Here is a 21,503-nt window from a genome sequence, read left to right as displayed (position 1 = left end):
AGTCTCTTGGCTCACACCTTGAAACGTAAGTTGAAGGTAAATTGCCGGTAAAGCCGCTTTGCTTAATCCCCACCAGTGCTTATCGTTCAGCCTCCCGTAACAGAAGCCCACGCGCCCTATGGTCAATCACTCCATGCAATCGTCCCCCCGTCATTCCCGTCGCTGGCTGCTCAGCCTGCTTGTGTTGGTGGCCGTCGCCGGCCTGTGCTGGAAATTCTGGCCCGCCGGCACCGCCCACAAGGAGGGCGGCGAGAAGGCCCAGGCCGGCCACACCGGCCGTTCGGGGATGATGCGTCCGGGGTTCGGCGGCGGCTCGGGGCCGGTGCCGGTGCGTGTCGCGCCGGTGGTCAAGGGGGATTTCCCGCTGTACTACAAGGCGCTCGGCACGGTGACCGCGCTCAACACCATCAACGTGCGCAGCCGGGTCGGCGGCGAGGTGGTGAAGATCTGGTTCGAAGAGGGGCAGATGGTCAAGGCCGGCGACTTGCTGGCTGAAATCGACCCGCGCCCGTACCAGAACGCCTTGCTCCAGGCCGAGGGCACCCTGCTGCAGAACCAGGCGCAGCTGAAGAACGCCCAGGTCGATGTCGAGCGCTACCGCGGCCTGTACAAGGAAGACAGCATCGCCAAGCAGACCCTGGACACCGCCGAGGCGCTGGTCGGCCAGTACCTGGGCACGGTCAAGACCAATCAGGCGGCGGTCAACGACGCCAAGCTCAATCTCGAATTCACCAAGATCCGCGCGCCGATCGCCGGTCGCGTCGGCCTGCGTCAGCTCGACGTCGGCAACCTGGTGGCGGCCAACGACACCACGGCCCTGGCGGTGATCACCCAGACCCAACCGATCAGCGTCGCCTTCACCTTGCCGGAAAACAGCCTCGACACCGTGCTCGCCCGCTACCGCAGCGGCGCCAAGCTGCCGGCCGAGGCCTGGGACCGCGGCGACACCCGCCTGCAGGCCACCGGCGTGCTGCAGAGCCTGGACAACCAGATCGACGTGGCCACCGGCACCCTCAAGTTCAAGGCGCGCTACGACAACCGTGACCAGTCGCTGTTCCCCAACCAGTTCGTCAACGTCCACCTGCTGGCCGACACCCTCAAGGGCGTGCTGCTGGCCCCGTCGGCGGCGATCCAGTTCGGCACCAACGGCACCTTCGTCTATGCCATGGACGGGGACAAGAAGGTCACTCTGCGTCAGTTGAAGATCGGCGCCAGCGACGGCGACAACACCGTGGTCACCGAAGGCCTGGCGCCCGGCGACCGCGTCGTGCTGGAAGGCACCGACCGCCTGAAGGAAGGCAGTGAGGTGGAAGTGGTCAACGACAGCCAGGACGTGCCGGCCACCCCGACCGGGCACCTGCAGGGCAAGTCCGCGTCCGGCGCCCCTGAAGCGCCCGCCGGCGACAAGGCCAAGAAGGGCGCATGAACATCTCACGGCTGTTCATCCTTCGCCCGGTCGCCACCACCCTCAGCATGCTGGCCATCGTTCTGGCCGGCCTGATCGCTTACCGCTTGCTGCCGGTGTCGGCCCTGCCTCAGGTCGACTATCCGACCATCCGGGTCATGACCCTGTACCCCGGCGCCAGCCCCGACGTGATGACCAGCGCCGTGACCGCACCGCTGGAGCGCCAGTTCGGGCAGATGCCCGGCCTGACGCAGATGGCTTCCACCAGTTCCGGCGGCGCCTCGGTGCTGACCCTGCGCTTCAGCCTCGACATCAACATGGACGTCGCCGAACAGCAGGTGCAGGCCGCGATCAACGCCGCCACCAACCTGTTGCCGAGCGACCTGCCGGCGCCGCCGGTGTACAACAAGGTCAACCCGGCGGACACCCCGGTGCTGACCCTGGCCATCACCTCCAAGACCATGCTGCTGCCCAAGCTCAACGACCTGGTCGACACGCGCATGGCGCAGAAGATCGCCCAGATCAGCGGCGTCGGCATGGTCAGCATCGCCGGCGGCCAGCGCCAGGCGGTGCGGATCAAGGTCAACCCCGAGGCACTCGCGGCCAACAGCCTGAACCTGTCGGACGTGCGCACCCTGATCGGCGCGTCCAACGTCAACCAGCCCAAGGGCAACTTCGACGGCCCGACCCGGGTGTCGATGCTCGACGCCAACGACCAGCTCAAGTCCCCCGAGGACTACGCCAACCTGATCCTGGCCTACAAGAACGGCGCGCCGCTGCGGCTCAAGGACGTCGCGCAGATCGTCGACGGCGCCGAAAACGAACGGCTGGCCGCCTGGGCCAACCAGAACCAGGCTGTGCTGCTCAACATCCAGCGCCAGCCCGGCGCCAACGTGATCGAGGTGGTCGACCGGATCAAGGCGCTGCTGCCGAGCATCACCGACAACCTGCCGGCGGGCCTTGAGGTCACGGTGCTCACCGACCGCACCCAGACCATCCGCGCCTCGGTCACCGACGTGCAGCACGAACTGCTGATCGCCATCGCCCTGGTGGTGATGGTGACGTTCCTGTTCCTGCGCCGGGCCAGCGCCACGGTGATCCCGTCGGTGGCGGTGCCGCTGTCGCTGATCGGCACCTTCGGCGTGATGTACCTGGCCGGGTTCTCGGTGAACAACCTGACCCTGATGGCCCTGACCATCGCCACCGGTTTCGTGGTGGACGACGCGATCGTGATGCTGGAGAACATCGCCCGGTTCATCGAGGAAGGCGACAGCCCGATGCAGGCCGCGCTCAAGGGCGCCAAGCAGATCGGCTTCACCTTGATCTCCCTGACCCTGTCGCTGATCGCCGTGCTGATTCCGCTGCTGTTCATGGCCGATGTGGTCGGCCGGCTGTTCCGCGAGTTCGCCATCACCCTGGCCGTGGCCATCCTGATTTCCCTCGTGGTGTCGCTGACCCTGACGCCGATGATGTGCGCCCGCCTGCTCAAGCGCGAGCCGGAGGCACACGAGCAGGGCCGCTTCTACCGGGCCAGCGGCGAATTCATCGACTGGATGATCGCCGTCTACGGCCGGATGCTGCAGTGGGTGCTCCGGCACCAGCCGCTGACGCTGCTGGTGGCTGTCGGCACCCTGGCGCTGACCGTGTTCCTGTACATGGCGGTGCCCAAGGGGTTCTTCCCGGTGCAGGACACCGGGGTGATCCAGGGCATTTCCGAGGCGCCGCAGTCGATTTCCTTCGCCGCCATGGGCGAGCGCCAGCAGGCGCTGGCCAAGGTGATCCTCGACGATCCGGCGGTGGAAAGCCTGTCGTCCTACATCGGCGTGGACGGCGACAACGCCACGCTCAACAGCGGCCGCCTGCTGATCAACCTCAAGCCGCACCGCGAACGTGACCTGAGCGCCGCCGACGTGATCGCCCGGCTGCAGCCCCAGGTGGACAAACTGGTGGGCATCCGCCTGTTCATGCAGCCGGTGCAGGACCTGACCATCGAAGACCGGGTCAGTCGCACCCAGTACCAGTTCAGCATGTCCTCGCCGGACGCCGACCTGCTGAGCCTGTGGAGCAAGCGCCTGGTCGACGCCCTGGCCCAACGTCCCGAACTGACCGACGTCGCCAGCGATCTGCAGGACAAGGGCCTGCAGGTGTACCTGGTGATCGACCGCGACGCGGCCTCGCGCCTGGGCGTGTCGGTGTCGAACATCACCGACGCGCTGTACGACGCGTTCGGCCAGCGGCAGATCTCCACCATCTACACCCAGGCCAGCCAGTACCGCGTGGTACTCCAGGCCCAGGCCGGGGAGAAGATCGGCCCGCAGGCGCTGGACCAGATCCACGTCAAGACCACCGACGGGGCCCAGGTGCGCCTGTCGAGCCTGGCCCGCGTCGAAGAGCGCCAGGCGCAACTGGCGATCACCCATATCGGCCAGTTCCCGGCGGTGATGATGTCCTTCAACCTGGCGCCGGGCGTGGCGCTGGGGCAGGCGGTCGACATCATCGAGCAGGTGCAGAAGGACATCGGCATGCCGCTGGGCGTGCAGACCCGCTTCCAGGGCGCGGCCGAGGCGTTCCAGGCCTCGTTGTCGAGCACCTTGCTGCTGATCCTGGCGGCCGTGGTGACCATGTACATCGTGCTGGGCGTGCTGTACGAGAGCTACATCCACCCGGTCACGATCCTCTCGACCCTGCCGTCGGCGGCGGTCGGCGCCTTGCTGGCGCTGCTGCTCAGCGGCAACGACCTGGGCATGATCGCGATCATCGGCATCATCCTGCTGATCGGCATCGTCAAGAAGAACGCGATCATGATGATCGACTTCGCCCTGGACGCCGAACGCCACCAGGGCATGGCGCCCGAGCAGGCGATCTACCAGGCGGCGCTGCTGCGCTTCCGGCCGATCCTGATGACCACCCTGGCCGCGCTGTTCGGTGCGGTGCCGCTGATGCTGGCCACCGGCTCCGGCGCCGAGCTGCGCCAACCGCTGGGCCTGGTGATGGTCGGCGGCCTGCTGGCCAGCCAAGTGCTGACGTTGTTCACCACACCGGTGATCTACCTGTACTTCGACCGGTTGGGGCGTCGCTTCGGCAAGTCCGCAACCGAAGAAGAGGTGGCGGTGTGAGCCTGTCCAACCGCAAACCCAGTGGGAGCGGGCTTGCCCGCGAAGGGGCCGTGAGGTTCGGCACCGGCGCCGGGAGCGCAGGCCGATGAACCTGTCCGGCCCATTCATCAAGCGCCCCGTGGCGACCATGCTGCTGAGCCTGGCGATCATGCTGCTGGGCGGCGTGAGCTTCGGCCTGCTGCCGGTGTCGCCGCTGCCGCAGATGGACTTCCCGGTGATCGTGGTGCAGGCCAGCCTGCCCGGCGCCAGCCCCGAGGTCATGGCCTCGACGGTGGCCACGCCGCTGGAGCGCTCGTTCGGCGCCATCGCCGGCGTCAACACCATGAGCAGCCGCTCCAGCCAAGGGTCGACCCGGGTCATCCTGCAGTTCGACCTCGACCGCGACATCAACGGCGCGGCGCGGGAAGTGCAGGCGGCGATCAACGCCTCGCGCAACCTGCTGCCCAGCGGCATGCGCAGCATGCCGACCTACAAGAAGGTCAACCCGTCCCAGGCGCCGATCATGGTGCTGTCGCTGACCTCCGACGTGCTGGAGAAGGGGCAGCTCTACGACCTGGCCTCGACCATCCTGTCCCAGAGCCTGTCCCAGGTGCAGGGCGTGGGCGAGGTGCAGATCGGCGGCAGTTCCCTGCCGGCGGTGCGCGTCGAGCTGGAGCCCCAGGCCCTGAACCAGTACGGCGTGTCCCTGGACGACGTGCGCAAGACCATCGACGGGGCCAACGTGCGCCGGCCCAAGGGCTCGGTCGAAGACGGCCAGCGCCTGTGGCAGATCCAGGCCAACGATCAGTTGGAGAAGGCCAAGGACTACGAGTCGCTGATCATCCACTACGCCGACGGCGCGGCCCTGCGCCTCAAGGACGTGGCCAAGGTCAGCGACGGCGTCGAGGACCGCTACAACAGCGGGTTCTTCAACGATGACGCGGCGGTGCTGCTGGTGATCAACCGCCAGGCCGGGGCCAACATCATCGAGACGGTCAACGAGATCAAGGCCCAACTGCCGGCGTTGCAGGCGGTGCTGCCGGCCAGCGTCAAACTCAACCTGGCGATGGACCGCTCGCCGGTGATCAAGGCGACCCTGCACGAGGCCGAGATGACCCTGCTGATCGCCGTGGCGCTGGTGATCCTGGTGGTGTTCCTGTTCCTGGGCAATTTCCGCGCCTCGCTGATCCCGACCCTGGCAGTCCCGGTGTCGCTGGTGGGCACCTTCGCGGTGATGTACCTGTACGGCTTCTCGCTGAACAACCTGTCGCTGATGGCGCTGATCCTCGCCACCGGGCTGGTGGTGGACGATGCCATCGTGGTGCTGGAGAACATTTCCCGGCACATCGACGAAGGCATCAAGCCGATGCGGGCGGCGTACCTGGGGGCCAAGGAAGTCGGCTTCACCCTGCTGTCGATGAACGTGTCGCTGGTCGCGGTGTTCCTGTCGATCCTGTTCATGGGCGGGATCATCGAAAGCCTGTTCCGTGAGTTCTCCATCACGTTGGCGGCGGCCATCGTCGTTTCCCTGGTGGTGTCCCTGACCCTCACGCCGATGCTCTGCGCCCGCTGGCTCAAGCCCCATGTGCCGGGGCAGGAGAACCGCCTGCAGCGCTGGAGCCGGCGCACCAACGACTGGATGGTCGGCAAGTACGCCACCAGCCTCGACTGGGTGCTGCGCCACCGGCGCCTGACGCTGTTGAGCCTGATCGTCACCGTCGGCGTCAACGTCGCGCTGTACGTGGTGGTGCCCAAGACCTTCATGCCGCAGCAGGACACCGGCCAACTGATCGGTTTCGTGCGCGGCGACGACGGCCTGTCGTTCAGCGTGATGCAGCCCAAGATGGAGATCTTCCGTCGGGCGGTGCTCAAGGACGAGGCGGTGGAGAGCGTCGCCGGCTTCATCGGCGGCAGCAACGGCACCAACAACGCGTTCATGCTCGTGCGCCTGAAGCCGATCAAGGAGCGCAACCTGTCGGCGCAGAAGGTCATCGAGCGCCTGCGCAAGGAAATGCCCAAGGTCGCCGGTGCGCAACTGATGCTGATGGCCGACCAGGACCTGCAGTTCGGCGGCGGCCGCGAACAGACCACCTCGCAGTATTCCTACATCCTGCAGAGCGGCGATCTGGGTGCGCTGCGCGAGTGGTATCCGAAAGTGGTCACGGCGCTGCGGGCCTTGCCGGAACTGACCGCCATCGACGCCCGCGAGGGCCGCGGGGCGCAGCAGGTGACGCTGATCGTCGACCGCGACCAGGCCAAGCGCCTGGGCATCGACATGGACATGGTCACCGCCGTGCTCAACAACGCCTACAGCCAGCGGCAGATCTCCACCATCTACGACAGCCTCAACCAGTACCGGGTGGTGATGGAAGTCAATCCGAAGTACGCCCAGGATCCGGTGACGCTCAACCAGGTGCAGGTCATCACCGCCGACGGCGCACGGGTGCCGCTGTCGACCATCGCCCACTACGAAAGCAGCCTGGAAGACGACCGGGTCAGTCATGAAGGCCAGTTCGCCTCCGAAAGCATTTCCTTCGACATGGCCGAAGGCGTGACGGTGGAGCAGGGCACCGCCGCCATCGAGCGGGCCATCGCCAAGGTCGGCCTGCCGGAAGACGTGATCGTGAAGGTGGCCGGCACTGCCGACGCCTTTGCCGCCACCCAGAAGAGCCAGCCGTTCATGATCCTCGGTGCGCTGCTGGCGGTGTACCTGGTGCTGGGCGTGCTGTACGAAAGCTACATCCACCCGCTGACCATCCTGTCCACGCTGCCGTCGGCCGGGGTCGGCGCGTTGCTGTCGATCTACGCGCTGGGCGGCGAGTTCAGCCTGATTTCGCTGCTCGGGCTGTTCCTGCTGATCGGCGTGGTGAAGAAGAACGCGATCCTGATGATCGACCTGGCGCTGCAACTGGAGCGCCATGACGGCCTGTCGCCGCTGGAATCGATCCGCAGCGCCTGCCTGCAACGCCTGCGGCCGATCCTGATGACCACGCTGGCGGCGATCCTCGGCGCCTTGCCGCTGCTGCTCAGCCGGGCCGAAGGCGCCGAAATGCGCCAGCCGCTGGGCCTGACGATCATCGGCGGGCTGGTCTTCAGCCAGGTGCTGACCCTTTACACCACCCCGGTGGTCTACCTCTATCTCGACAAGCTGCGCCACCGCTTCAATAAATGGCGTGGCGTGCGCACCGATGCCGCTCTGGAAACTCCGCTATGACTGACCGTTCGCTTATCCAACTGGCCACCGTCCGCGGCTCGCGTCTGCTGAGCCTGTCGCTGTGCGTGGCGATGCTCAGCGCCTGCGCCGTCGGCCCGGACTACCAGCGCCCGCAGACCGCCGAGATCGCCCAGTACAAGGAAGCCGAGGGCTGGCGCCAGGCCAGCCCCAGCGACTCGCTGGCCCGCGGCGCCTGGTGGGAGCTGTACGGCGACCGCCAGCTCAACGAACTGATCGAGAAGCTCAACAGCGCCAACCAGACCGTCGCCCAGTCCGAAGCCCAGTACCGCCAGGCCCAGGCCCTGGTGCGTGACGCGCGCGGCGCGTTCTACCCGAGCATCGACCTCAGCGCCGGCAAGACCCGCTCCAGCCAAGGCACCGGGAGCAGCAGTTCAAGCCTGAGCAGTTCCTCCAGCGGCATCCGCGATACCTACAACACCCAATTGGGCGTGAGCTGGGAGGCCGACATCTGGGGCAAGCTGCGCCGTGGGCTGGAGGCCGACGAGGCCAGCGCCCAAGCCAGCTTTGCGGACCTTGCGGCGATGCGCCTGAGCCAGCAGTCGGAACTGGTGCAGAACTACCTGCAACTGCGGGTGATCGATCAGCAGAAGCGTTTGCTGGAGTCGACCGTGGCGGCCTACGAGCGCTCGCTCAAGATGACCATGAACCAGTACAACGCCGGCGTCTCCGGGCGTGACGCGGTGGCCCAGGCCCAGACGCAGCTGAAGACCACCCAGGCCGATCTGGTGGATCTGATCTGGCAGCGGGCGCAGTTCGAGAACGCCATCGCGGTGCTGACCGGCCAGCCGCCGGCGCAGTTTAAGCTGGCCGAGACCCAGGACATCCCGAAACTGCCGCAGATTCCGTTGAGCCTGCCGTCGCAACTGCTGGAGCGGCGCCCGGACATCGCCTCGGCCGAACGCTCGGTGATGGCCGCCAACGCCAACATCGGCGTGGCGAAGGCCGCCTATTACCCGGACCTGACCCTGAGCCTGAGCGGCGGCTACAGCAGCAGTACGTCCAGGGACCTGATCAGCCTGCCGAACCGCTTCTGGTCGGTGGGCCCCAAGCTCAACCTGCCGCTCTTCGACGGCGGCCGCCGCTCGGCGGAGGTCGACCGCACTGAGGCCGTATACGACCAGACTGTGGCCAAGTACCGGCAGACGGTGCTGGACGCCTTCCGCGAGGTGGAGAACTACCTGGTGCAGCTCAAGGTGTACGAGAACGAGGCGGGCGTGCGCCAGGAAGCCCTCGACGCGGCGCGGGACTCCCTGCGCCTGACCGAGAACCAGTACAAGGCCGGCCTCATCGCCTACATCGACGTGGTGGTGGTCCAGGCCACCGCGCTGAGCAACGAGCGCAGCGTGCTGAACGTGCTGCAGAGCCGCCTGATCGCCAGCGTGCAACTGATCGCGGCGCTCGGGGGCGGTTGGGACGGTCAATTGGAGATGAGCGACAGCCGCTGAGGGCGCTTGTGGATCGCCAAGGCGTTCACAGACTTTCGGGGGCTGCTGCGGGAGCAAACTGCCTCGCCGCGGTCAGCCCCCAAACGTCGTTCCAGAGCCGTTCACACTCATCAAACAAGCGTTTCATCGGCTTGATGGCCAATTGATTACTTAGTCAGTGCGTTCTTCCGCGCAATCAGTACAATCGGCGCATTTGCCCCGCCCCTAATGGACTGACCGCGGCGGGGTGGCCACGAGAATCGTCATGCTCATCGGTAGCTATTCCTTCACCCTGGTTTTCATTTCGCTGTGTGTCGCGATCCTGGCGTCCTACACCGCCCTCGACCTCACCGGGCGCATCGCCACCGCCAAGGGGCGGGCCGTGCATCTGTGGACCGCAGGCGGTGCGTTCGCCATGGGCATCGGCGTCTGGTCGATGCATTTCATCGGCATGCTCGCCTTCAAGCTGCCGATCAGCCTGGGCTACGACATTGCGATCACGGCGCTGTCGCTGCTGATCGCGGTGCTGTCCAGCGGCTTTGCCCTGTGGCTGGTCAGCCAGCCGAAGCTCCCGGCCTGGCAGTTGGGCGTCGGCGCCTTGGTCATGGGCGCCGGCATCAGCGCCATGCACTACACCGGCATGGCGGCCATGCGCATGACGCCGGGGATCGACTACGACCCGACGCTGTTCGGCGCCTCCCTGATGATCGCCGTCGGCGCCTCGGCGGCGGCGCTGTGGATCGCCTTCCGCCTGCGCCAGCATTCGCCCTACGTGCGGCTGTTCCGCGCCGGGGCGGCGATCATCATGGGCATCGCGATCGTCGGCATGCACTACACCGGCATGGCGGCGGCGCGGTTTCCCGAAGGCAGCTTCTGCGGCGCCGCGCTCGACGGCCTGAACGGCAACGGCCTGGACAACCTGGTGCTGATCACCACCCTGGCGGTGCTGGCCATCGCCTTGCTGACCTCGATCCTCGACGCCCGCCTTGAGGCGCGCACCGCCGACCTGGCCCATTCCCTGACCGTGGCCAACCGCGAACTCACCCAACTGGCCCTGCACGACACCCTGACCGGCCTGCCTAACCGCATGCTGCTGGACGACCGGATCAATCAGGCCATGAAAAAAGTGCAGGAGCAGGGCGCCTGCTTCGCCCTGATGTTCATTGACCTGGACGGCTTCAAGCCGGTCAACGACGCCTTCGGCCACCACATGGGCGACCAGTTGCTGCGCGAAGTGGCCGCGCGCCTGCGCCAGGACCTGCGCAGCATGGACACCCTGGCGCGCATCGGCGGCGACGAATTCGTCCTGCTGGTGCGCCTGAACGAGCCCGACGATGCCTTGGGCCTGGCGGCCCGTCAGGTGGGGCTGATCGCGCAGTCGTTCCGGGTGGCCGACCACGAGCTGCAGATTTCCGCCAGCGTCGGCATCGCCCTGTACCCAGGCAACGGCCAGAGCGCCCAGGAACTGCTGATGAACGCCGACGCGGCGATGTATCACGCCAAGGGCGGCGGCAAGAACGGCTACAGCTTCTTTGACGCCTCGATGAACAGCAACGCCCGCAAGCAATTGCAGCTGTTGCAGGATCTGCGCGCGGCCCTGGAGCACCACCAGTTCAGCCTGCATTACCAGCCCAAGTTCGACGCCGCCGACGGCCGCCCGGTCGGCGCCGAGGCGCTGTTGCGTTGGCAGCACCCCACCGACGGCATGCTGATGCCGGACAAGTTCATCGACCTGGCCGAGAAGACCGGTCTGATCATTCCCATCGGCGAGTGGGTGCTCAACGAAGCCTGCCGGCAGATGCGCGAATGGTATGTGCTGGGCTACACCGACTGGCGGATCGCGGTGAATCTCTCGGCGCTGCAGTTCTGCCACTCGGGCCTGGTGCAGAGCGTGGCCAAGGCTCTGGCCACCCATCATCTGCCGGCCAACAGCCTGACCCTGGAAATCACCGAGACCACGGCCATGAACGATGCCGACGCCAGCATGACGGTGCTGCAGGAGCTGTCGGACATGGGCGTCGACCTGTCCATCGACGACTTCGGCACCGGCTATTCGAGCCTGATGTACCTCAAGCGCCTGCCGGCCAACGAGCTGAAGATCGATCGCGGTTTCGTGCGTGACCTGGAGCACGACAGCGATGACGCCGCCATCGTCTCGGCGATCGTCGCGCTGGGGCAGGCGCTGGGGCTGCGGATCGTCGCCGAAGGGGTCGAGACCGGTGTGCAGCAGGACTTCCTCACCCAACTGGGTTGCGATTCGCTGCAGGGCTACCTGCTGGGGCACCCGATGCCGGCGGAGCACTTCCTGCAAGGCGTGCACCAGCGCAGCGAGCGTCAAGCGACGGGCTGACCCGGCGCGAGCAAGCGCCGTCGCCACGGCGATCGCCCGTGGGGCAATGTGCAGCCATGCAAAACCCGCCGATGACGGTTATTCTTGCCTCGACTGTCACGTGTGCATCGGGGGATAGCCAGCATGGATAAAGTCATTGTGATCACCGGCGGGGGGCGCGGGATCGGAGCCGCCACGGCGCTGTTGGCCGCCGCGCAGGGCTACCGGATCTGCATCAACTACCAGGCCGACGAGCAGGCTGCCCACCAGGTGCTCGACCAGGTGCGGGCCATGGGGGCGCAGGCCATCGCGGTGCGGGCCGATGTCAGCATCGAGGACGAAGTGGTCGCCCTGTTCCACCGGGTCGACACGGAGCTGGGCCGGGTCACGGCGCTGGTGAACAATGCCGGCACGGTCGGCCACAAGTCGCGGGTCGACGAAATGTCCGAGTTCCGCATCCTCAAGATCATGAAAACCAACGTGCTGGCGCCGATCCTCTGCGCCAAGCACGCGATCCTGCGCATGTCGCCCAAGCACGGCGGGCAGGGCGGCAGCATCGTCAACGTCTCGTCGGTGGCCGCCCGCCTGGGCTCGCCCAACGAATACGTCGACTACGCGGCCTCCAAGGGCGCGCTGGACACCTTCACCATCGGTCTGTCCAAGGAAGTGGCGGGCGAGGGCATCCGGGTCAACGCGGTGCGGCCGGGCTACATCTACACCGATTTTCATGCCCTGAGCGGCGATCCGGACCGGGTCAGCAAGTTGGAGTCGGCGATTCCGATGGCGCGGGGCGGGCGGCCGGACGAGGTGGCGGAGGCGATTGTCTGGCTGCTGTCGGACAAGGCGTCCTACGCCACCGGTACCTTTGTCGATTTGGGCGGCGGGCGCTAGGTTCACCGACGCTTGACCGGCGGCCTTGCTGGCGAAGAGGCCGGCAACGGCACCCCGTGCGGCCGGTCGTGCAGATTCTCGATCAGCCGTGAAAGGTGTAGCGGTCCTTCCCGGTGTGCTTGGATTCGTACAGCGCTTCGTCGGCCTTGATCAGCGCCTGGTTCAGGGTGTCGCCGTCCTCCACCCGGGTGACGCCGATGCTGATGGTCACCGGGTGCCGGGTCGGCCGTTCGCGCACGGTGCGGCACAGTTCGCCGGCCAGCGCCTCGACGTCTGCGTGGCGCACCCCGGCCAGGTAGATCGCGAACTCCTCGCCGCCCAGGCGCGCATATTCATACGGCGCCATGACCGACTTGATGTCCGCCGCGATTCCCTTGAGCACTTCGTCGCCGATGTCGTGGCCGTACACGTCGTTCACTTTCTTGAAGTTGTCGATGTCGATCATCGCCAGGAAGTGGTCCTGTTCGCGGGGGACGGCCATCAGGCGTTTTTCGGCGCGGGCCATGAACGAACGGCGGTTGGGGATTTCCGTGAGGGTGTCGTTGTAGGCCTGGTCCAGCAGCAGCCGGGACATGATGTAGTTGTACAGCTTGGCCTCGCGCAGCTTGAGGAAGGTGTATATGGTCAGTCCGCAGAGGAACACGCTGTAGCACGCCGTCAGCACGCCCCGCAGCTCGAACAGCCCGATGTCGGTGAACAGGAAGGGATTGAGCACCAGCCAGATCGTCGCCTGCGCGGCATAGAACGACCAGCGGCTGATCGGCAGCACCGACGTGCTGTAGAGGATGCTGGAGGCGCCGAGCACCAGCCACGCCGGCTGGAAGCTGGACGGCAGACCGTCGATCAGCAGGCGCACGCCGAGGGTCATGGTCAGCACGAACAGCAGGTTGAGCACGTCGAAGTGCCGGGCCCGGCGGGTGAACAGCAGGATCACCGTCAGCACCGCAAACACCGCCAGGAACGCCATCGAGCGCCAGGTGAGGCCCTGGCCGCCGAGAAAGCTCACGATCAGGTCGAAGATGACCCACACGCTGATGCTGGCGACGAAGATCAGCAGGCAGAACGAGCGCAGGCGCTCGAACTCATGCTGGATGAACTCGGCCCACAGCTCGGCGGGCGCGGTTCGCTTCAGGACTTCATCTTCAATGGTTTTGTACATCGCGCTCCTGATGTTCGCGCTGGTTGTCGAGGATCACCCGGCCCCACGGCCGATACCGCAGGGAAAACACTGCGTCCGGGTGACAGCCGGCGGCGCTGGCGTCCGGCGCGGCGGGGTCGGCGCGGAACGGCTGGCCTTCGGCGCTGGTCTGGCGGAACGCCTCGCGCACGATGCCCACGGAGCAGGGCAGGGCCTGGGCGTAACCGTTGCGCACCAGCGGCGGCAAGCGTGCGGTGCCGGCGCCGTCCTGCCACCACACCTGAATGCCCGCCGCGCTCATCTCGCCCAACCATTGGCCGTTGACCGCCGGCGCCAGCTTGCCGGCGCTGAACGCGCTGACATGCAGCGGCGCATCCAGCTGGCCGGCGAAGTCCTTGAGCTGGCGTTGCAGGGTCGCCCGCCGGTCCGCCGCCAGGAAGTGCAGGTCGTCCAGCTCCAGCGGCAGATACCAGCCGGCGACCGGCAGTTGCCAGTCCTGGCGCAACGTCCGTTGCTGGGCCAGCGAGCGTCCCAGCTGCGCTTGCCAGTAGGTGCCGAGGCCGGCGCTGTCCAGCTCGTCGATGCGCCGGTAGTAGGCCGGATCCATCGCCAGCCCGAGCACCAGTTCCAGGCCCTGGCGCTGCGCCAGCCGGAGGCTTCGGGCCAGCCAGCCGTCGGCGCCGCCGAAGTCCGAATCGCCATAACTCGTCCACTGCACGATCAGCGTGCGGGTGCCCTGGCGGGCGGTGTCCTGCCAGATCTTTTGCCATTGCGCCTGGGTCAGCCGCGCATCGACATTCAGCGGCTGATAGAACACCCGGGCGTCGGCCTGAGCCACTGTCGCGCCCAGCACCAGGCAGAAAAACACTAACCATCGCGCCATCAGAAATTCCACTCCACACCCAGCAGCACACCGTTGCCGCCTTCATACAGATTGCCGCCCAGCGATTGCTGGTATTCGGTGCGCACCGTCAGTTTCGAGCGGTAGGCGTTGTAGCGGTCATCGTCGTACCACCATTGCCAGCGCAAGCCGACGCCGGTGCGCAGGTCCTGGCGCCAGTCGTTGCCGGGATCCTGGCTGGCGAACTCAAGGAAGCCGTACGGCATGAGGGTCTGGGCGCCGTTGAACGGCAGTTTCCAGGCATGGCCCTGCTGGAAGCGCGACAGCCACTGGTGGTCGCCGGCCTTGGTCCACCACGCGGCGTCCAAGTAGAGGAAACGTTCGTCCCAGTCGCTCTCGTCGACGCGCCAGTCGTTGCGGTACCGGCCTTGATCGAGGAACGACGCCGTGGCGCGCAGCAGGTAGTCGGTGCTGGTGTGGCCGTCCTGACGGTGGTCGCCGATCTGGTCCAGCAGCTTTTCCGGCACCAGCATCTGGCCCAGGTTCAGGCTGTGGCTGTCATCGTCGTCGAACTGGCTCTGTTTGTAGATCTCGCCGTAGAAGTTGATGTTCTGCGTGCCCCACGGCTTGTAGCGCAGGCCGACGCCGGCGGCGAGGGATTCGGCGTAGCGCGAGCGGCCCTGGCCGCCGAGCAGCACCCGGCCATACACCGACAGCGTGCTGCCGGCGCGGCTCGGCTCTTCGCCCAACGCATGGTCCCACATCGCCAGTTGCACGTTCTGCGAGTCGGCGCGGCGGTTCGTGCCTTTGCTGTCGTCGGGGCGCACGAAGTCGTTGGTCGACACCCCGGCCGGCGACCAGGTGCTGGCCAGCGTTCGGCTGTCGCGGCGCGACAGGGTTTCGTGGGCGCGGCGCTGGCGGTAGCGGCGGGCTTCCATGCTGCCGTCCTCGTCGTCGGCGGCCACCGGGTTCTGCTCCAGGTCGATCACCCGGCGCAGTTCCCGGCGGGCCGACGCACTGTCCTCGGCCTCGTCGTAGCGCCAGGCGAGGGTCTCGCCGAGGCGATAGTCCTCGGGAAAATCGCGGGTGGCCTGTTGCAGGTACGGGATGGCGGCGGCGCGCTCTTCGCGGGTTTGGGCACCGGCCAGACGCATGCCGTAGTCGGCGCGGTAGCGCGGATTGGTCGGGTCGCGGCGCACGGCTTCGGCCAGCCAGGCGGTGCTTTGCGGCAGGTCGCCGGCCTTCTGCGCCGTGACCGAGGCGGCGTAGAAGTGCCCGGCGTCCGGTTGCTGCCGCAAGGCCTGGCGCTGGCGCTCCAGGGCCTGGGTACGGTCGCTCCGAGCGTCGGCGATCGCCGCGCCGAGGGCCCATTCGTTGGCGCCGCGTGTGGTGCTTTGTTGCCAATAGTGTTCGGCGGTCTGGCTGTCGCCCACGTTGAGCGCGCTGCGGCTGGCGGTGAGGCGGGCGTTGTCGCTCAGTTCAGAGGCCGGCAGGCTGCGCCACAGGGCCAGGGCCCCGGCGGAATCTCCGGCTGCCTCCAGCGCATAGGCCAACGGCAGGCGGCTGCCGCGGTCGCCGAGCTTCTCGGCCTGCCGGTAATACACCACGGCTTCCCCCGGTCGGTCCGGCATCGCGCAACGGCCGAGGGCCCGGAAGTCGCCGGCGGCCAGCGGCTGGCTGCCGATGGCTTGCCGCACGACGTCGCACTGGCCGCTTTCCGCCAGTTGCGCCAGCAGTTGGCCCCGGGTGGCAGCGTCGACGCGGCCCAGCAGCGATGCCATGCGCCGTCGCTGGGCCGGCGTCGTGCTGGGCGACGAAGCGTAGAGCCCGGCCAGCCGCTGCAACGCCGTGGCGGACAAGCGGCCGCCATGTCGGTCATACGCGTCTTCCAGCAGCGTCTGCGCGCGCTCGCGCTGCCCGGCGTTCAAGGCGATGTAGCTGGCCTGATCCAGCGACGCGAGGTTGCCGGTCTGCCGGTAATGGCGTTCCCACAGCCCGGCGGCTTCCTGGCTGCGACCCTGTTTCTGCAACAGCTCGGCCCGGCGCTTGATCACCTCGGCGGTCTGCGGCTGCGCGGCGAGCCAGGCCATGACCTTGTCGCTTTGGCCCTCGGCCTGCCAGACATCGAGCAGTTGCGCCTGCCGGCGGCTGTCCCAGGGCTGGGGCAGGCGGGTGGACTGCAACAGGTCGGTGGCTTGCAGGCGCTGGGCGAGCACCAGCCAGGCCTGCGGATCGTCCGTGGGGTTGCAGCGGCGCAATTGGGCGCTGGCGGCCTCCGGGTCATGGCGGGACAGCCACTCGACGGTCTCCAGGCACGGGCGCTGCAAGTCGTTGCTCAGGCGCTGGACACTGGCGCTGTCGCCGGTCTGCCGGGCCAGTTCCCACAGGCGCTGGCGCTGGGCCGGGTCGGCCAGGTCGCTGGCCGGCAACGACTGCATCCAGCGTTCGGCCTGCTGCTCGTGGCCCATGGCGATGGCGCGGTCGACCATCGCCAGACGGATCTTGCGCGCCGCTTCGGGGCTGGGCGCCTGCTGCAACAGGTCTTGCAGCGGCTTTTCGTCCAGCCGCTGCACGTAGGCGTTGGCCAGGCGTTGCCAGCCCTCGGCGTCGAGCTGCTTGCGCGCGGCCAGCGGCGCCAGTTGTTCAATGGTGCCGTTCCAGTCGCGCAGTTGCTCGGACCAGTTGGCCCGGGCCAGGCGCAGGATGTTGTCGTCGCCCTTGGGCGCCAGTTGCGCCAGCCAGTCGTGGGCCCGCGCCGCGCCGCCGAACTTGGCCAGGCTCAGGCTGTAGGCCTGCCACAGGCGGACGCGGTCGTTCAGGCTGCTGTTGGCCATCCAGTTTTCCACCTGGGTGCTGGTCGGCGGATCCTGCTCGATCCAGGTCAGGCGCAGGTCGAGCAGACCGTCGCTGTCGTTGCCCAGCACCTGCAAGGCGTCCTTGTAGCGGCGCTGCTTGGCCAGGGCTTCCACCAGCAGGGCGCGGGCCTCGTCGTTTTTCGGCACTTTTTCCAGCAGGTGGCGCATCAGCCGTTCGACTTCCTTCCAGTTGCCTTTCTTGGCTTCCCGGTAGCTGCGGTCCATGTAGGGGTAACTGCGGAACTGCTCGAAATCGCTCAGCGGCGCCGCCAGCGACGGCTGTGCGCTCAGGCCGAGCAACAGGCTGCCCATCAGCAGGGTGCGGCGGTTGACCACAGGCTTCATGCGACCTCCCGGACGATGCGGTAGGCGGCTTGCTGTTCGCTGGCCTGGTCGGCCAGAGCCTGCTCAAGGATCTCCTGGGTGATCATGCCCCGAGAGATAAGGTGTTCGCCGAGGGACATCTGTTCGGCGTCGAAGTCGATCAGGGCCTGATTGAACAGGGTCGGCGGCACCATGCCGCGCACCTGCAGCAGGTTGCCCAGCAGCACCTGGTGATGGCTGACCCGCTCAAGCAGGGCTTCGTCGTCCTGATGACGTTCCAGCACTTGCAGCATATGACGCACTTCTTCGGTCTGGCGGGGGCTGGCGTACCAGTAACGGATCCCCAGGGTGACGCGGCCCTGGGGCGCCAGGCGGCAGCGCACCGGGCGTTTGAGTTGGCGGCCGATCGCGCCGAGCGAGACCTGGCTGACCGGGCCTTCGGAGGCCAGCACCAGGGTGTCGCCGTCCTCGGCCACCGGCAGCACGCCGTAGTGGGAGGCTACGCGGCGCGGCACGGCGTCGATCAGGCGTTTGTCCAGCTTGAACGGATTGAGCGGCGCCCATTCCAGGTCCAGCTGTTCGGCCAGGGTCTGCACCAATTGCGTGCTGTCGATGTGTTCGCGCAGCAGCAGTTCGCGGCCGAGCCGGCGGCGCACGGGGCTGGTGATCGCGGCTTCGAGCTGTTCTTCGCTGAGCAGGCCTTTCTCCACCAGCCGGTGGCCGAGCGGGGTGCGCTGGGCCTTGGTCAGGGCAGGGAATTCGTGGGTGGTCTTGTCCCACGCCACGCGCCGCGAATCGCCCATTTCCATGACCTGGCGCAGGGCGCGCAGGTTGGCGAAGAAGTTGACGAAGTTGCTCCACATCATGCGCGGCGCCGACAGCAGGCCTTCGACGATGCCGTAGTAGCGGGTGACGAACCAGCCGCGCTGGAACAGGCGGTTGAGCAGCATCAGGCCGTTGAGCCACAGCAGCGCCGAGAGCAGCGCGCTGTCGGCCAGGATCGACGGATAGCGCCAGGCCTCCGGGGCGATCACGGTGATCAGCCACATCGCCAGCAGCACCAGGAACAGCAGGTTGACCATGAAGCTCAGCAGGTAGGCGATCAGCCCGCGCCGGTCGCGCCACAGGAAATAGTTGAGCAGGCCCTTGCGGCTCCAGCCCAGGTTCTTGGTGCCCTGGAACACGATGCCGACGATCCAGCGCGACTTCTGCCGGATGGCGTGCTGCAAGTCACGGGGGAAATGCTCGCGTACGCAGATCACCTGGGCGAACTCGCGGTTCATGCCGAACACCCAAGGCTGTTCCAGCGCCAGTTTCGGATCGGTCACCGAGTAGCGGGCGAAGATGCACTTCATGCCTTTCTGCTTGAGGCGGAAACCGATGTCGTAGTCCTCGGTCAGGCTCTGCACGTCGAAGGCGATGCCGTCGCCGTCCTCTAGCAGCGCGCTGATCGCCTTGCGGCTGAAGCAGGTGCCGACCCCGGCGCTCGGCACCTGACCGGTCAGGGCCTCGCGCACGATGACGTCCTTGCCGTGGTTCTCGGCGAACTCGTCCACGTAATGGCCGGCGGTGAAGCCTTTCCATTCCGGCGCGTAGGGGTAGACCGGGATCTGGATCAGATCCTTGTTCGGCAGCAGGTAGTTGTAGAGGCGCAGCTCCATCGGCGAGATCACGTCTTCGGCGTCGTGGAGGATGAAGCCGGCGAACTGGATCTTCGCTTCGCTCTCGAACCGGAAGATCGCGTCGATGATGTTGTTCAGGCAGTCGGCCTTGCTGGTCGGCCCAGGTCGCGCGCACACCACTTTGTGCACGTTGGGGTAGTGCAGGCAGACCGCGTCGACGTCGGCCTGGGTCTCGGCGTCGTTGGGGTAGGTGCCGACGAAGATCTGGTAGTTCTCGTAATCGAGGGTCGAGGCGGCCAGGCGCGCCATCTCCCCGACCACGCCGACCTCGTTCCAGGCCGGCACCATGATCGCCAGCGGCTTTTCCGGAATGGCGTACAGGCGCTCCTCGTCGGCGCGCTTGAATTTCTCGTAGATGCGCCAGCGCCGTATGAGCTTGCGGCCCCAGTACACCAGGTCGATGAACAGATCGTCGAGGCCGAGGATGAACATCAGCAGGGCGAGAAGGATCGCCACATACTTAAGACCGAACAGCACATACGCAAAGAAATCGATCCAACCCAGGCTCATACCCCGTTACCCGCCGCCGAGCGTGCGCTCAGCCAGGCGTGGAGGCGGGTGGCGATCAGTTCGCTGGCGTGGCCGTCGCCGTAGGGGAAGTGCACGCGGCTCATGCGGGTGTAGGTCGCTTCGTCGTCGAGCAACTGGCTGGCCTCCTGGACGATGCGCGCCTTGTCGGTGCCCACCAGCACCATGGTGCCGCTTTCCAGCACGGACGGCCGCTCGGTCACGTCGCGCAGCACCAGCAACGGTTTGCCGATGGCGGGCGCTTCCTCCTGCACGCCGCCGGAGTCGGTGAGGATGAAATGCGCGCGGCCCATGAGCCAGACGAAGTGGGGGTAGTCCTGCGGGGCGATCAGGTAGAGGTTGGGCTTGCCCGCCAGCATGCCGTACACCACTTGCTGCACCTGGGGGTTGAGATGCACCGGGTAGACGAACTGCACGTCCGGGTAGCGTTCGGCCAGTTCCGCCAGCGCCTCGCAGATGTTGTTGAACCCGCCGCCGAGGTTTTCCCGGCGGTGGCTGGTGATCAGCACCATCCGGCGGCTGTCGTCGAGCGCCGCCAGGGGCGAGTCGGCGGCCGGGTGCCAGCCGGTCTCGCGCTGGTGCTCGCGCATCCACAGCAAGGCGTCGATCACAGTGTTGCCGGTGATTTCCAGGTTGTCCTGGGGCACGCCTTCGCGCAGCAGGTTGGCGGCGGACTTGGAGGTCGGCGGGAAGTGCAGGTCGGCGATCACGCCGGTCAGGCGCCGGTTGGCTTCTTCCGGCCACGGCGCGCGCAGGTTGCCGGTGCGCAGCCCGGCCTCGACATGGCCGATGGGCAGTTGTCGGTTGAATGCGGCGAGGGCGGCGATGAAGCTGGTGGTGGTGTCGCCGTGCACCAGGACGATGTCCGGTTTGACCCGGTCGTAGGCCTGGTCGAGTTGTGTGAGCAGATGTTGCGAGAGGCCGTTCAGGGTCTGGCCCTGGGTCATCACTTGCAGGTCTTCATCGACGGTGAGTTCGAAGGCGTCGAGCACCTGGTTGAGCATTTCCCGGTGCTGGCCGGTGGAGCAGATGTTCAGTCGGATGTCGGGCCACTGACGCAGAACCCGGGCCAATGGGGCCATTTTGATGGCCTCCGGTCGGGTGCCGAAAACCATCATGACGTTAAAGGACATGGACCCCTCCTGGGACGTGAGCGCGCTGACGGCCGTGGGCCGGCGCGCTGAATCTCGTTTTGAGAAATGAAAGAAAAGCAGCCGGATCGGAGCTTGTCCAATCCGGCCCGGAGCGCGATTGATGTCTATCAGTTGGAACGAAAGTACCAGTGATGATGGCTCTTAGGTGGCACTTTCAGGAAAAGTTCCGTCGGCGTGCATCGGGGATGGTGCGCAGGGTGCGCAAGGTGACGTGGAGCCAGGTCAGGTCATGGCGGCACTGGTGCCGACGGTGCCGGGCGGGCGGCTTGACCCGGCCGATGTGCAGCGCGAAGTCTTGCCTGAGGGTGTCCTCGGTGCCGATGCCCTTGAGTTTCTTCATCAGCTTGCCGTCCCGGTAAAACAGCACCGTCGGCGTCCCGGTGACGTTCGGGTGCCGGGGCGCTTCGCGGGTGTTGAGCATGTAGATGTCCGCGCGCAGTCGATAGGGCTCGGCGACATGCCGGAAGATCGGCCCGGCCATTTCGCAGGCGGGGCAGTGTTCGTTGGTGAAATAGAGGATCACCGGACGCCAGGTCTTCAGGGCTTTGCGGTAGGTGGGGGGCAGCGTTTCAAGAGGTAGGATCGCCTTCATCAGAGACTCC

At 66.7% G+C, this 21,503-nt stretch carries 12 protein-coding genes; 6 read left to right on the top strand and 6 right to left on the bottom strand.

The window, feature by feature from the left end; translation table 11 throughout:
• The first annotated feature begins 118 nt into the window (after nucleotides 1-118).
• The 6 genes from CAG33_RS18900 to CAG33_RS18875 all read left to right on the top strand — a co-directional run bounded on the left by CAG33_RS18900 (nucleotide 119) and on the right by CAG33_RS18875 (nucleotide 12,379).
• Entirely contained in the window at nucleotides 119-1,426 is a 1,308-nt protein-coding gene (locus CAG33_RS18900) for an MdtA/MuxA family multidrug efflux RND transporter periplasmic adaptor subunit (protein ID WP_085632745.1), read from the top strand.
• Nucleotides 1,423-4,521: an MdtB/MuxB family multidrug efflux RND transporter permease subunit gene (locus CAG33_RS18895; protein WP_085582494.1), complete on the top strand. Its 3,099-nt coding sequence runs from the start codon at nucleotides 1,423-1,425 to the stop codon at nucleotides 4,519-4,521. Before CAG33_RS18900 ends, CAG33_RS18895 begins: the two co-directional genes overlap by 4 nt.
• An 85-nt stretch (nucleotides 4,522-4,606) precedes the next feature.
• On the top strand, nucleotides 4,607-7,714 hold the full coding sequence (locus CAG33_RS18890) for an efflux RND transporter permease subunit (RefSeq protein WP_085582496.1): 3,108 nt from the start codon (nucleotides 4,607-4,609) through the stop codon (nucleotides 7,712-7,714).
• The gene (locus CAG33_RS18885; protein WP_085582498.1) at nucleotides 7,711-9,180 is read left to right on the top strand and encodes an efflux transporter outer membrane subunit; all 1,470 of its coding nucleotides are present in this window, start codon (nucleotides 7,711-7,713) and stop codon (nucleotides 9,178-9,180) included. The genes CAG33_RS18890 and CAG33_RS18885 overlap by 4 nt, the downstream gene beginning before the upstream one ends.
• Nucleotides 9,181-9,424: 244 nt before the next feature.
• Nucleotides 9,425-11,509: a bifunctional diguanylate cyclase/phosphodiesterase gene (locus CAG33_RS18880; protein WP_085582500.1), complete on the top strand. Its 2,085-nt coding sequence runs from the start codon at nucleotides 9,425-9,427 to the stop codon at nucleotides 11,507-11,509.
• 123 nt (nucleotides 11,510-11,632) lie between these two features.
• Complete coding sequence (locus CAG33_RS18875) at nucleotides 11,633-12,379, top strand: SDR family oxidoreductase (RefSeq protein WP_085582502.1); 747 nt, start codon at nucleotides 11,633-11,635, stop codon at nucleotides 12,377-12,379.
• Between the two features lie 82 nt (nucleotides 12,380-12,461).
• Here the strand turns inward: CAG33_RS18875 and CAG33_RS18870 are convergent, their stop codons facing one another.
• From CAG33_RS18870 to CAG33_RS18845, 6 genes are all read right to left on the bottom strand, one after another.
• On the bottom strand, nucleotides 12,462-13,538 hold the full coding sequence (locus CAG33_RS18870; RefSeq protein WP_085640021.1) for a diguanylate cyclase: 1,077 nt from the start codon (nucleotides 13,536-13,538) through the stop codon (nucleotides 12,462-12,464).
• Entirely contained in the window at nucleotides 13,522-14,400 is an 879-nt protein-coding gene (locus tag CAG33_RS18865; protein WP_085582506.1) for a DUF4434 family protein, read from the bottom strand. Before CAG33_RS18865 ends, CAG33_RS18870 begins: the two co-directional genes overlap by 17 nt.
• Nucleotides 14,400-17,558: a phage receptor gene (locus CAG33_RS18860; protein WP_085640018.1), complete on the bottom strand. Its 3,159-nt coding sequence runs from the start codon at nucleotides 17,556-17,558 to the stop codon at nucleotides 14,400-14,402. The genes CAG33_RS18865 and CAG33_RS18860 overlap by 1 nt, the downstream gene beginning before the upstream one ends.
• The gene (gene nrfB / locus CAG33_RS18855) at nucleotides 17,555-19,729 is read right to left on the bottom strand and encodes a cyclic di-3',5'-guanylate-activated glycosyltransferase NrfB (protein ID WP_085582510.1); all 2,175 of its coding nucleotides are present in this window, start codon (nucleotides 19,727-19,729) and stop codon (nucleotides 17,555-17,557) included. Before nrfB ends, CAG33_RS18860 begins: the two co-directional genes overlap by 4 nt.
• The gene (gene wecB / locus CAG33_RS18850) at nucleotides 19,726-20,880 is read right to left on the bottom strand and encodes a non-hydrolyzing UDP-N-acetylglucosamine 2-epimerase (RefSeq protein WP_085582512.1); all 1,155 of its coding nucleotides are present in this window, start codon (nucleotides 20,878-20,880) and stop codon (nucleotides 19,726-19,728) included. The genes nrfB and wecB overlap by 4 nt, the downstream gene beginning before the upstream one ends.
• A 175-nt stretch (nucleotides 20,881-21,055) precedes the next feature.
• On the bottom strand, nucleotides 21,056-21,493 hold the full coding sequence (locus CAG33_RS18845) for a co-chaperone YbbN (RefSeq protein ID WP_085640015.1): 438 nt from the start codon (nucleotides 21,491-21,493) through the stop codon (nucleotides 21,056-21,058).
• Nucleotides 21,494-21,503: the final 10 nt, after the last annotated feature.

This window comes from Pseudomonas sp. B3(2017) (assembly GCF_002113595.1).
GTDB lineage: Bacteria > Pseudomonadota > Gammaproteobacteria > Pseudomonadales > Pseudomonadaceae > Aquipseudomonas > Aquipseudomonas ekonensis.
The sequence above is the reverse complement of the archived record's forward strand: the minus strand, read 5'-3'. Positions and strand labels throughout refer to the sequence as shown.